Genomic DNA, 12,231 nt, shown 5'->3' with positions numbered 1-12,231 from the left:
CCTGACGTGCCTGCGCGATGCCCCGCGGCGACGACCCTGTCGCAGGGCATCGCGTCTTTTTCGTCGCTGCGCACGTCCCCCGTTCTGTCCTATCCTGTGCGAAACACGCGACGCGACGCGACGCGCCGCGCGTTGCGACCCGACACAGGAGCATCGATGCCGAATCACGCTGAAGCCACGACGACCCAGGCGCCGCAAGCCGCGCCTGTTGCCCCGACCGCAGCGTCGGTCCCCGCATTCATCGCGCCCGAAGCCGATCCGCAGGCACTGGCGCGCAACAACCAGTACGTCCTGAAATCCGGTGACGCGTTCGTGGTCAGCGACGCGCTCGGCGACATCGGCGGTCACGACGACGGCCTGTTCGTCGACGACATGCGCGTGCTGTCGAAGTGGCGCCTGACTTTCGGCGGCCGCGCGCCGTCGCTGCTGTCGGGCGCGACGAGCGCCGACAACGCATCGTTCACCGCGCACCTGACGAACCGCCCGCTGCCGCCGCTCGGCGGCCACGAAACGCCGGAAGGGGTGATCCACATCGAGCGGATGCGCGTGCTCGCGGGCGACGTGCTTTACGAGGCGCTGACGCTGACGAACTACGGCGCGAGCGAAGCCGAGGTGCCGCTGTCGCTGTCGTTCGCGGCCGATTTCAAGGACATGTTCGAGGTGCGCGGCACGCAGCGCCCGAAGCGCGGCACGGTCGTTGCGCCGCGCGTCGACGCGGGCGCGGTGCGGCTGCGCTACGACGGCCTCGACAGTGTCGAGCGCAACGTAACCGTGCATTTTTCGCCGGCGCCCGACGCGCTGTCGGTCGATCGTGCCGATTACACGCTGACGATCGCCGCACAGGCCTGCGTGTCGATTTACCTGACCGTCGATGCGACGCTCGGTCCGGTGCATGCGGAAGCACCGGGGTGTGGCCGTGTCGCGCTGCGCACCGCGCTCGTCGGCGTGCACCGCGAAATGCGCGCGCGACGCGAATCGATGGCGCGCGTGAACACCGGCAATCCGCTGTTCGACGCGTGGCTCGACCGTTCGCTCGCGGATCTCGGGTTGCTCACGACACAGCTCGACACGGGGCCGTACCCGTATGCGGGCATTCCGTGGTTCTCCACGCCGTTTGGCCGCGATGCGGTGATCACGTCGCTGCAGATGCTGTGGCTGCAGCCGTCGCTCGCGCGCGGCGTGCTGCGGTTCCTGGCCGAGCACCAGGCGCGCGAGACGTCCGCATTCCGCGACGCGGAGCCCGGCAAGATCATGCACGAGTTCCGCCGCAGCGAGATGGCCGCGACGGGCGAGGTGCCGTTCGCGCTGTACTACGGCGGTGTCGATACGACGCCGCTGTTCATCGTGCTCGCGGGCGCGTATGTCGAACGCACCGGCGACGATGCGCTGATCGACGAGCTGTGGCCCGCGCTCGAGCGTGCCGCGCAATGGGTGATCGACAAGTGCGACCGCAATCCTTACGGACTGCTCGATTATCAGCGCACGTCGGAGCGCGGCCTCGCGAACCAGGGCTGGAAGGACAGCCACGATTCGGTGTTCCACGCGGACGGCCGCTTCCCGGACGGGCCGATCGCGCTCGTCGAAGTGCAGGCGTATGCGTGCGCGGCGCTCGATGCGATGTCGATGTGCTCGCACCGGCGCGGCCATGCGGCCGACGCCACGCGCTACGCGTTGCGCGCGAAGACGCTGCGCGAGCAGGTCGATGCGCTGTTCTGGATGCCGGAAGGCGATTTCTACGGCATCGCGCTCGACGGTCATGGCGACCTGTGCCGTGTGTTCGCATCGAACGCGGGCCACCTGCTCGCGTTCGGGCTGCCCGATGCCGAGCGCGGTGCGGCGGTCGCCGGTGTGCTCGGCTCGGCACTGTTCCAGACGGGCTGGGGTATCCGCACGCTTGCGGCCGGCCAGCCGCGTTTCAACCCGATGGCGTATCACAACGGCTCGGTATGGCCGCACGACAATGCGCTGATCGCGCGCGGGCTGGCGCGCTACGGCGACAAGACGGCCGCGGTGAACCTGCTGCGCGCGCTGTTCGAGGCGGCGGTGAGCTTCGAGATGCGCCTGCCCGAGCTGTTCTGCGGGTTCCCGCGCCGGCGCGGCGAACCGCCGACCGCGTATCCGGTCGCCTGCCTGCCGCAAGCGTGGGCGGCCGGTGCGCCGTTCATGATGCTGCAGGCCTGCCTCGGCGTGAGCATCGATGCGTCGCGCCACGAGGTGCGGGTCGAGCGCCCGGCGCTGCCGGAAGGCGTCGACTGGCTGCGGATCGACGCGCTGCGCGTCGGCGACGAAACCGTGTCGCTCACCTTCCGCCGCGTCGACGGCCAGGTTGTCGCATCGGCGGAGCAGCCGGGCCGCGTGAAGGTGGTCGCAGTGCTGTAACGTGGTGCTGCGCGAACGTTGCGCGATGTCGCGCCACGTTCGCGCGCAGCGGCATAGAATCGTGACATGACCCTTGAACGATGGCGGAGGTAGACGATGACGACCGACAACCGGCCCGACGACAGCGAGCACAAGCTCGAGAATCTGGAAGCGGCGGTCGACCACCTGCACAAGTCGATCGAATCGCAGAGCATCGCGGTCGGCGCGGCGAAGGGCATTCTGTTCAGCCTGATCGAAACGCTTGGCGCGCTGATCGGCGATCCCGACCTGCCCGAGCATGCGCGCTCGGGCTACGAGGCGCTGCGCGACAAGGCGAGCGAATTGCGCGGCGGGCTTGACCGGCATTGATGCGCGGATGGCGCCGGCGCTTGCCGCACGGGCTGCGCCGGTGCTGCCCGATTCTGCAGAAGAAGCACAAAACCCCGTGCGCTCAATGAGTTAGGCGGCCGATGCGCAGGATATCCACAAGCTTGCCAACACAATCTGTGGAGAACCGGCCGGCCTCCGGCCGGGTGCGCGGCGCCGGCCGGGCGAAAGCGCGTGCGCTGCCACACGGTTGACCGTGTAAGGTTCGTGTATTGAATCCCCTTTTGTATCAGGGTGTTACGCGTCGCACTGGAATGATATCCACAGGTTTGCCAACATATTCTGTGGATAACTCGCAATCGATTGCGTCGTGACAGTTGAGGATCGGGCGCGCCGGAGGCCGGCGTGCGAAGCCCGTGCACACGGGCTGCCCGATGTCTGCGTCGGTGCGCTAATTCGTGCGCGATCAAGGGCTTAGGTCCCGGGTACCCAGGATATCCACATCCTTGCCAACACTTTCTGTGGACAAGCAGGGCCGTGTCATTCGGCCTGCGCAGTCTCGGCCGCTTCGGCCACGATCCAGTCGCGAAAGAGCGTCATGGCCGGTGTGAGCGGCTTCGACTTCAGCGAGGTGAGCCAGTAGCCGCCGGCGCACACGTCGATGTCGAGCGGCCGCGCGAGCAGGCCGAGCTGCAGTTCGCGCTCGAACATGCGCGCCGGCGCGAGCGCGACGCCCGCGCCCTGCATCGCGGCCTCGACCATCAGCCGCGACGAATCGAACACGGGACCGTTGACCGCCCACGGCGCGAGCTGCGCGGCCTCGAACCAGCCGAGCCATTCGTCGGTGCGGTAGGAGCGCAGCAGCGTTTCGTTCGCGAGATCGGCCGGCTGCGCGAGGCGCCGCGCGATATCCGGCGCGCACAGCGCGGTGAGCGGCGCGTCGAGCAGGCGCTCGTTGCGCGTCGTCGGCCAGTTGCCTTCCCCGAAACGAATCGCGAAGTCGAGGCCCTCGGCGGCGAGATCGACGACGTTGTTGTTGGTTCGCAGCCGCAACTCGACAAATGGGTGCGTATCGCCGAACTGCTTCAAGCGTGGCATTAGCCAGCCTATGGCAAAGGTGCCGACGACACCGAGCGTCAACACCTCGTGGAAGCGCCCGCCGTCGAACTGCTTGAGCACCGTCTCGATGCGGCTGAACGCGTCGCTGAGCACCGGCAGCAGCGCGCGCCCCTCGTCGGTGAGCCCGAGGCCGCGCGGCAGCCGTATGAACAGCGTGCAGCCGAGCCGCTCCTCGAGCGAACGCACCTGCTGGCTGACCGCGGCCTGGGTCACGCTCAGCTCGAGGCCGGCGCGCGTGAAGTTCAGGTGGCGAGCCGACGATTCGAACGCGCGCAGCGCATTGAGCGGAAGATGAGGGCGGAGCTTAGTCATAAGAATATCTATCGTCAGCGCTCAATTATCGTTGCTTGTCAGGCAACCGTAAAGTGTCGATAGTGCTGTCTCGCCGGCCGGGCGTTTTTACCACCTTTTCGCCTTCATTCCACCACAAGACAACCGACATGACCCATTCTCCGAAACGTCGAACCCTGTTGCTGGCTGCCGCGACGGCGCCGCTCGTTTTGACCGCCACCGCGTGCGCGGCGCAGCAGACCGCCGCACCGGACCCGGCGAGCGAGGCCGCCGCGGCGGCCGCGGCGGCCACGGCCGCCTGGCTCGATGCGGAGATGTACGAGGCGCTGTCTGCGCTCGAACGCGACGCGGGCGGCCGTCTCGGGGTGTGCGCGATCGATACAGCGAGCGGCCGGCGCGCGGAGCATCGCGTCAACGAGCGCTTCCCGTTCTGCAGCACGTTCAAGGCGATGCTGAGTGCGGCGGTGCTCGTGCAGAGCGTCGACCGTCCGGCATTGCTGCAACAGCGCGTGACGTACGCAAAGGCCGACCTCGTCAACTATTCGCCGGTGACGGAGAAGCATATCGATGCGGGCATGACGGTCGCCGCGCTGTGCGAGGCCGCGATCCAGTACAGCGACAACTCGGCCGCGAACCTGCTGATGAAGCTGATCGGCGGCCCGTCGGCCGTGACCGCCTACGCGCGTTCGATCGGCGACGATGCGTTCCGGCTCGATCGATGGGAGACCGAACTGAATACCGCGCTGCCGGGCGACCTGCGCGACACGACGACGCCCGCCGCGATGGCCGCGAGCATGCGCGTGCTGATGGTCGGCGAAGCACTGCCGGCCGCGCAGCGTGCGCAGCTCGTCACGTGGATGCGCGGCAACAAGGTCGGTGACAAGCGGATTCGTGCCGGCGTGCCGGCCGGGTGGAAGGTCGGCGACAAGACGGGCACTGGCGACTACGGGACGACGAACGACGCGGGCGTCATCTGGCCGACGTCGAGCGCGCCGATCGTGCTGGTCGTGTACTACACGCAGGCGCGTGCCGATGCGAAGGCGAAGGACGACGTGATTGCCGGGGTCGCGCGCATCGTGGCCAAGGCGTTCGGTTGAGCAGGGCGGCGCGGCGTGCGTGACGAGATCCGCATGCAAGCCGTGCCGCTGTCGTGACCGGCGCTTCGAAACGTTGTGCGATCAACGACTTAGGTCACGCATGCTCAGGATATCCACATGCTTGCCAACAAAAATTGTGGACAAGCTCGTGCGCGGCCGCATTCGGCGCGGCGCGGGCCGCCGTGCCGCGTTTGAAGCGGCGCGGACAAAGTCTTTCGGATCAAGCGCTTGCCCGCGGTATGCGCAGGCTATCCACACGCTTGCCAACAAAATCTGTGGACAAGCCGGTTCGCACGCGCGGAAGGCGCAACGTCACGTGGCGAACGGGTGTGTGAGCAACACTTTCCCGGCCGCGTGCCGCATTTGAAGCGGCGCGGACAAAGTCTTTCGGATCAAGTGCTTGCCCGGGGTATGCGCAGGCTATCCACATGCTTGCCAACACAATCTGTGGACAAGCCACGCGGCCGCGATGGCGGCGGTCAGGGCTGCCGATCGTCGACGGTGGGCCAGCGCGCGAACGCGAACACCCACAACATGATGAAGTTCAGGACCGGGACGAACATCGTCAGGATCCACCAGCCTGAATGCCCGGTACGCCGCACGATGCGGACATACGGATAGATGACGACGGCGACGAGCACGAGTGAGACGACCCACTGCAACGCGGTGAAGTGTTCCATGGTCTTCCTCGGAGTGATGTGTCGTGGTGCGGCACCGGCGGAACGGCCGGGCCGTTGAGCCGTCGCGCGCGGCCGCGTGCGGCTCGCGTGATCTTGACGCGTGACGGGCGCGAGCGTCAAGGCGACGGTGGTGCGCTGCTGTTGCGCGGGATCGTCCGCCAGCGCGCCTGCCCGGGCCGCATGTTGCCGCAACCGTGACGCCGCGCATGAACCGTAGCTCGATCAACGGGTTAGCGCAGGCTTGCGCAGGATATCCACAAGCTTGCCAACAAAATCTGTGGGTAAGTGGCGCCGCGCATGGCGGGCACGTGTGCGCCGACTGCGGCGTGCATCGTCGTGGCGTCGTGACGCGAACTGCGGCGACGCGGTGTCCGTGACGGCCATCAACGGGGCCTCGTCTGCATCACGCGTGCCAAAGTCCATCGGATCAAGGGCTTAGCGTTGCGGTGCGCAGGATATCCACAAGCTTGCCAACATTTTCTGTGGAGAAGTCCGGGTGTGCGAGCGATGCGCAACACCCCCGCGAATGCCACGCGTTGCCTCGCTTCGAGCGTGCACTCACGCAGTGCAGATACCCGCCACGCCGACTTTCTGGAACAGGTGCGGGCTCGCGACCGCGGACGACGGATAGGCCGACAGCTTGGCGACGAACTCCGGATGCGTGAAGGCCGCGCGAAACGCTTCGGTCGATTCCCAGATCGCGTAGTTCAGGTAAGTCGGACTGTCGCCGAGCGCGCGATGCAACTGGGTCGAGATGAATCCCGGCTGCCGCTTCATGAATTCGGCATCGTCCTTCCATACGGCGAGAAAGTCCGCTTCGTCGCCGGCGGCCAACGTGAACACGTTGACGAGGACGACCGGTTCCGCGTCGATCGCGATCTGTTGCTGGATCGGAAAGGCCGGATCCATCGGCTTGAAATGAGGCATGGGAACTCCTTCGGGTGAGGGGGATTCGGCGCATCACGTCGGCGCATCGGCGCCATGCGCGCTGGACATCGCCGACAGGACGCGGATCGCCGCATCCAGGTCAGCCGAACTGAAGTCGCCGGCGATGTCGCGGACATGCTGTTGCCACTGCTCGACCACGGCCTGATAGGCCGCCTCGCCGCGAGGCGTCAGCGCGTACAAAGGGGAGCGCTTGTGCGCCGGGTTGGGCCGCGATTGCACCAGCCCTTCGTCGGTCAGCACGTTGATCTGTTTCAGCACGGCCTGCCGCGTGATGCCCATCGCGTCGGCGATCTGCGGGATGTTCGGGTTTTCCGGCGCCAGCGAGATGGCGCCCAGCACCTGCCAGCGCGCACTGGTCAGGCCGTGCGGCCCGGCAAAAGTGTTGCCCCATTCGATCAGCAGGCCGTTCAACCGGAATACGGACAGCGCGACGGCGGTCAACTTCGCGGATTTCGTCATGTTCGAGATGCGTGATGAATTGACAACTACTTTACGTAATAGACAACTAGTTGTCAATATGAGGAATAAAGGTCACTGAACGAGAGCGGGTAGGTAAACTGGCGACGCGATCCGGCACCGGTAACAAGTACCGCGATGTGCCGCGCCGGATGGCAGGCCGACAATAAAGAACCTGGAGAGAAATCAGTGAGAACGATCTGGAAAACGATCGCCGTGCCGTTGGTGGCGCTGGCATGCGGCACGCTTGCGCATGCGTGCATCCCGGCCAGGTACGAGACCGCGTACTTCGGCAAGACCGAACGCATGAAAGACGAACTGCGCGACAAGGTGATCGACGACATCCGCGCCAATCACTACACGATCATCGAATCGAAAATCGGCTTGCTGTTCTTCCCGATCGTCAGGAAGGGCGACGGGGTCTACCTGGGCGCTGACCGGATCGCGACGGGGAGCGATTCGTTCTGGTACCTCGGGAATGGCTATTACCAGCTGAACGGTCAGCTCTATTTCATGGGTGAACGTGTTGGCGCGTATCCGCTCAACGGTACCGTGATCGTTCACACCGAGGATCGGACCCGGCAAAGGCCGGACGACTATCCCAAGGGCCGGCTGTTTTGCGTCGTGAGGGAGCACGCCAGCATCCTCGAAACGTCGACCGGCCTGCAGGTCGAGCGGATCGTCACCGACAACTGATCCGGGCGCGGCGCCGCCCCCGGCTGGCGCATTTGCCGCGCACCACCGACAAACCCTTTCCGATCAATGGCTTGATGCCGTTAATGGAAGGTTGTCCACAAGCTTGCCAACACAATCTGTGGAAAAGCCGCGCGTCGCCCGCGCGTCAGGCCGGCAGCGGAAAGCGCACGGTGACGGTCAGCCCGCGTCCGCCGCGCGTGGTGCCGAGCGCCACCGTCGCGCGATGCTGTTCGGCGATCCGCTTGACGATCGACAGCCCGAGCCCGCTGCCCGACGACGTGACGGCCTGCGCGCCTTCGCCGCGATAGAAGCGCTCCCACACGTCGGTGCGTTCGGCTTCCGGGATCCCGGGGCCGTCGTCGGCGACTTCGAGCACGGGCGTCGTGCCGTCGATCCGCGCGGACACGTCGACGCGCGCGCCGTCGCCCGCATAGCGGATCGCGTTGTCGACGAGGTTGTTCAGCAGCACGCGCAGCGTGTCGGCATTGCCCGACGTCATCACGGGCGTCGACACGATCGCACCGAGATCGATCCGGTGCGCGTCGGCGACGCGCGTGCGATCCGATACCACCGACCGGCACAGCGCGGCGAGATCGACGGGCGTCGATGCAGAGGCGGCCGCCTGCGCATCGGGTTCGAGGCGCGCGAGCGTCAGCAGCTGCTCGGCGAGGTGGCCGAGGCGCGTCGTGCCGGCCTGGATCTGCGCGAGGATGTGCTCGCGCTCCTCGGCGGTCGACGCGCGCCGCAGCAACTGCGACTGGATCGACAACCCCATGATCGGCGTGCGCAATTCGTGCGCGGCATCGGCGATGAAGTGCCGCTGCAGCGTGAACGAGCGGTCGAGGCGCGCGAGCAGATCGTTGATCGCTTCGGCGAGCGGACGGACTTCATTCGGCATCGCACCGACGTCGACCGGTTCCAGATTATTCGCATTCCTGCGTTTGAGGCCGGATGCAATCGTGCGCAGCGGCCGCAACCCTGCGCCGATGCCGAACCACAGGCTGATCGCGAGTAGCGGCAGCATCGAGAACACCGGCCACAGCAGGTGTACGGCGATGGCCGCGATCGCTTCCCAGCGCGCATGGCGTGCTTGCGCGAGCCGGATCGTCGTGCCGCCGCGCTCGGTCACATAGGTGCGCCAGGGCTGGCCGCCGACGTCGACGCTCGCGATGCCTTTCTGCGCGGGCGGCGGCAGTTTCGAATCGCGGTCGGTCGAATACACGAGCGTGCCGTTGCGCCAGACCTGCAGCAGCACGGCGTCGGGGTCGCTCGATTCGAAGCCGTGCTTGCCGTTGGCGTGGTTGCTGAACGACAGCTCGCCGTTCGGGCCGACGACGATCTGCTTCGACATGCTGCGCATCTGGTCGTCCAGCAGGTCGTCGAGCTCGCGCAGCGCGCCCCAGTAGGTGCCTGCGCTCGCAACGAGGCCGATCACGCAGGCGGCCGGCAGCAGCCACATCAGCAGGCGCCGCCGCAGCGATGCGCGGCGCCAGCGTACGATCGCGCGTTGCATGTGCGTCATGCGCCGTCACCGATCCGGTAGCCGACGCCGCGCACCGTGCGGATCATGTCGTGGCCGAGTTTCTTGCGCAGGTTGTGGATATGCACCTGCACGGCGTTGCTCTCGATTTCCTCGCCCCAGCTGTACAGCCGCTCCTCGAACTGCTCGCGCGAAATCACCGCGCCCGGGTCGCGCATCAGCTCGTGCAGCAGCACGAACTCCTTCGGCGACAGCGGCACTTCGTCGTCATTGAGCCAGACCAGGTGCTTGACGGGATCGAGCCGCAGCGGGCCGATCACGAGCGTCGTCTGCGCGCGGCCGGCGTGGCGGCGGTTGACTGCGCGGATGCGGGCGAGCAGTTCGTCGAGCTCGAACGGCTTGACGAGATAGTCGTCCGCGCCGCTGTCGAGGCCCGCGATGCGGTCGGGCACGCCGTCGCGCGCGGTGATGATGATCGCGGGCAGGTTTTCGTCGCGGCGGCGCAGCGCGGCGAGCACCGACAGGCCGTCGCGGTTCGGCAGCCCGAGATCGAGCAGCAGCAGGCCGTAGCCGGTCGCGCGCAGCGCGAGCGACGCGGCGTCGCCGTCCTTCACCCAGTCGACGGCGAAGCCTTCCTGTTTGAGGCCCTGTTCGAGCCCGCTGCCGATCAGCGGATCGTCCTCGACGAGCAATACGCGCATGAATTGGTGTCTCTTCAACGGGGTGCCGTGGCACCCGGGGTTCCCATGATAAGCGCACGTGTCTTAGGCGGACCTTAAATGCGGGCGGCGCGCGGCGGGCTTTCGTACTCGTCCAATGCGGCGCCATGTCGCCTCGGCGCGACCTTCAGGTTTGCTTAATCTTACGGTCCGTAATCTGGCGCCGTCGCGTTCAACGGGGCGCGGCGTCACATCGAAGAAGAGGACCGAGATCATGAAACACCTGGCCAGAATCCTGACGGTTGCGCTCGCCACGCTGCCTGCCGCCGTCTACGCGCAATACACGGGACCGTCCACGCTGACCCCGACGACCGTGAAGGAGCTGCTCGCGAACGGCAAGGACGACCAGCACGTGCAGTTGCAGGGGCGCATCGTCAAGCATGTCGGCGGCGAGGATTACGAATTCGCCGACGCAACCGGCACGATCCGCGTCGAGATCGACCACAAGCTGTGGGCGGCCGGCCAGCCCGTCAGCGACAAGAACGAAGTGAAGGTGACCGGCGAATTCGAGCGCAAATGGTCGGGCAGCGTGAAGGTCGACGCCGATCACGTCGAAGTGCTGCGCTGACCGGTGCGCGCGGGGCCGGTGATACCATGGACGACCGGTTCCCGTTCCCACCAAGATGGCCGCCAATTTCGACGAACTCGCGTCCCGGATCCGGGCGCAATTTTCCGAGCTGAGCCCGCAATTCCAGGCGGGCGCTGCCTTCCTGCTCGATCATCCCGACGAAGTCGCCACCTCGTCGATGCGCAAGGTCGCGCAGCGCGCGCAAGTGCAGCCCGCGTCGCTCGTGCGGCTCGCGCAGCAATTCGGCTTCCCCGGCTGGAACGAGCTGCGCGACCTGTGCGTCGCGCGCGTGCGCACGCGCCCCGAGCCGCTCACGCAGCGGGCGCGCTCGCTCGTGCGGCCCGACGCGAAGGCGTCGCTCGCGCACGACCTGCTCGCCGCGCAACAACACAACCTGTCGGCCACCGCCGCGCAGAACGAGCACGCGCTCGCCGATGCCGCGAAACTGATCCGCAAGGCGTCGCATGTGCACGTCGCGGGGTTTCGCTCGTGCTATCCGGTCGCGTTCGGTTTCGTGTACGGCTACCGGCTGTTCCGCCCAACCGTGTCGCTGCTCAGCGGTGTCGCCGGTTCGCTCGAGATGGAGCTGCGGACGATCGCGAAGCAGAGCGTGACCGTGGTCGTCAGCTTCGCGCCGTATTCGGCGGAAGCGACGCGCGTCGCGCAGGCCGCGAAGGCGCAGGGCAGCCGGATCGTCGCGATCACCGACAGCGCGGTGTCGCCGATCGCGCTGCACGCGGATGCACAGCTGATCTTCACGCACGACAGCCCGTCGTTCTTCCCGTCGCTGGTGGCCGCGCATGCGATGGCCGAAGCGCTGGTCGCGCAGTTGCTGGCGCTCGAAGGCAGCGATGCGATCGCCGCGCTCGAGCGCACGGAAGCGGAACTTCATGCGAAGGGCGCTTACGTCGTCTGACGCGGTACGTGCGGCTTCAACGCCGCCTTATCATTTTCGATTCAAGCGGATTCAACCGATGGCGTTCACATACGAGGTGACGGACGCGGGCGACGCGAACGTTCGCAAGCAGATCGTCGCGCCGCTCATCCGGTTCAACGAAAGCCAGGCGGGCCCGATCGATGCCCGTTCGCTGGCCGTGGTCGTGACCGATGGCGAAGGCGCGGTGGTCGGTGGCCTGTGGGGCAGTACCGCGTACGGCTGGCTGCATGTCGACCTGCTCGTGGTGCCCGAGGCCGCGCGCGGCCAGGGTGCGGGCACGCGCATCATGGACCTGGCCGAGGCGGAAGCCGTCGCGCGCGGCTGCCACAGCGCGTGGCTCGACACGTTCGACTTCCAGGCGCGGCCGTTCTACGAGAAGCGCGGCTATGTCCGTTTCGGCGAACTGCCGGATTATCCAGCCGGACACTCGCGCATTTTCCTGACCAAGAAGTTGGCCGCGGGCTGAGTGCCGCCGCCGCATGGCGCGGCGCGGTTGACGAGGTCGCCGGCCGTCGCCTAGGATACCGGTCAGCGATGCAGGTCGCTTCCGGGTCC

13 protein-coding genes are annotated in these 12,231 nt (G+C 66.8%); 7 read left to right on the top strand and 6 right to left on the bottom strand.

What is annotated here, in order from left to right; translation table 11 throughout:
* The first annotated feature begins 156 nt into the window (after positions 1-156).
* Both QZM67_RS05820 and QZM67_RS05815 read left to right on the top strand, forming a co-directional pair.
* On the top strand, positions 157-2,379 hold the full coding sequence (locus QZM67_RS05820; RefSeq protein ID WP_175022103.1) for an amylo-alpha-1,6-glucosidase: 2,223 nt from the start codon (positions 157-159) through the stop codon (positions 2,377-2,379).
* Between the two features lie 96 nt (positions 2,380-2,475).
* Entirely contained in the window at positions 2,476-2,727 is a 252-nt protein-coding gene (locus QZM67_RS05815; protein WP_011354368.1) for a hypothetical protein, read from the top strand.
* Between the two features lie 498 nt (positions 2,728-3,225).
* On the opposite strand, the gene penR is transcribed toward QZM67_RS05815, so the two are convergent.
* Positions 3,226-4,116 (bottom strand): beta-lactamase transcriptional regulator PenR, encoded by an 891-nt coding sequence (gene penR / locus QZM67_RS05810; protein WP_175022105.1) that lies wholly within the window; start codon positions 4,114-4,116, stop codon positions 3,226-3,228.
* 128 nt (positions 4,117-4,244) lie between these two features.
* On the opposite strand from penR, the gene blaPEN-bcc reads away from it, so the two are divergent.
* Positions 4,245-5,192 carry a PEN family class A beta-lactamase, Bcc-type gene (blaPEN-bcc, locus tag QZM67_RS05805; protein WP_301801219.1) on the top strand — a complete coding sequence of 316 codons (948 nt, stop codon included), beginning with the start codon at positions 4,245-4,247 and terminating at the stop codon, positions 5,190-5,192.
* 479 nt (positions 5,193-5,671) lie between these two features.
* Here the strand turns inward: blaPEN-bcc and QZM67_RS05800 are convergent, their stop codons facing one another.
* The 3 genes from QZM67_RS05800 to QZM67_RS05790 all read right to left on the bottom strand — a co-directional run bounded on the left by QZM67_RS05800 (position 5,672) and on the right by QZM67_RS05790 (position 7,279).
* Complete coding sequence (locus QZM67_RS05800) at positions 5,672-5,872, bottom strand: membrane protein (RefSeq protein WP_043180118.1); 201 nt, start codon at positions 5,870-5,872, stop codon at positions 5,672-5,674.
* A gap of 558 nt (positions 5,873-6,430) precedes the next feature.
* On the bottom strand, positions 6,431-6,799 hold the full coding sequence (locus tag QZM67_RS05795; RefSeq protein ID WP_301801218.1) for an antibiotic biosynthesis monooxygenase: 369 nt from the start codon (positions 6,797-6,799) through the stop codon (positions 6,431-6,433).
* A 33-nt stretch (positions 6,800-6,832) separates the two neighbouring features.
* A complete protein-coding gene (locus QZM67_RS05790; RefSeq protein ID WP_301801217.1) occupies positions 6,833-7,279 on the bottom strand; it encodes a MarR family winged helix-turn-helix transcriptional regulator in 447 nt (148 codons plus the stop codon).
* A 135-nt stretch (positions 7,280-7,414) separates the two neighbouring features.
* Here QZM67_RS05790 and QZM67_RS05785 point away from each other — a divergent pair, with 135 nt between their 5' ends.
* Complete coding sequence (locus tag QZM67_RS05785; RefSeq protein WP_301801216.1) at positions 7,415-7,972, top strand: hypothetical protein; 558 nt, start codon at positions 7,415-7,417, stop codon at positions 7,970-7,972.
* Positions 7,973-8,117: 145 nt separating this feature from the next.
* On the opposite strand, the gene QZM67_RS05780 is transcribed toward QZM67_RS05785, so the two are convergent.
* Both QZM67_RS05780 and QZM67_RS05775 read right to left on the bottom strand, forming a co-directional pair.
* Positions 8,118-9,494: an ATP-binding protein gene (locus QZM67_RS05780; RefSeq protein ID WP_175022110.1), complete on the bottom strand. Its 1,377-nt coding sequence runs from the start codon at positions 9,492-9,494 to the stop codon at positions 8,118-8,120.
* Positions 9,491-10,153, bottom strand: coding sequence for a response regulator (locus QZM67_RS05775; RefSeq protein ID WP_011354376.1), 663 nt, complete (start codon positions 10,151-10,153; stop codon positions 9,491-9,493). The genes QZM67_RS05780 and QZM67_RS05775 overlap by 4 nt, the downstream gene beginning before the upstream one ends.
* Positions 10,154-10,385: 232 nt before the next feature.
* Here QZM67_RS05775 and QZM67_RS05770 point away from each other — a divergent pair, with 232 nt between their 5' ends.
* The 3 genes from QZM67_RS05770 to QZM67_RS05760 are packed head-to-tail and all read left to right on the top strand — an operon-like array spanning position 10,386 to position 12,142.
* Complete coding sequence (locus tag QZM67_RS05770; RefSeq protein ID WP_301801215.1) at positions 10,386-10,739, top strand: YgiW/YdeI family stress tolerance OB fold protein; 354 nt, start codon at positions 10,386-10,388, stop codon at positions 10,737-10,739.
* A 55-nt stretch (positions 10,740-10,794) separates the two neighbouring features.
* Positions 10,795-11,655, top strand: coding sequence for a MurR/RpiR family transcriptional regulator (locus tag QZM67_RS05765; RefSeq protein ID WP_175022112.1), 861 nt, complete (start codon positions 10,795-10,797; stop codon positions 11,653-11,655).
* Between the two features lie 58 nt (positions 11,656-11,713).
* Positions 11,714-12,142: an N-acetyltransferase gene (locus QZM67_RS05760; protein WP_301801214.1), complete on the top strand. Its 429-nt coding sequence runs from the start codon at positions 11,714-11,716 to the stop codon at positions 12,140-12,142.
* Positions 12,143-12,231 lie beyond the last annotated feature (89 nt).

Origin of the sequence: Burkholderia sp. AU45251 (assembly GCF_030482905.1) — a bacterium.
Lineage (GTDB): Bacteria > Pseudomonadota > Gammaproteobacteria > Burkholderiales > Burkholderiaceae > Burkholderia > Burkholderia aenigmatica.
This window is presented reverse-complemented; position numbering and strand designations above follow the sequence as displayed.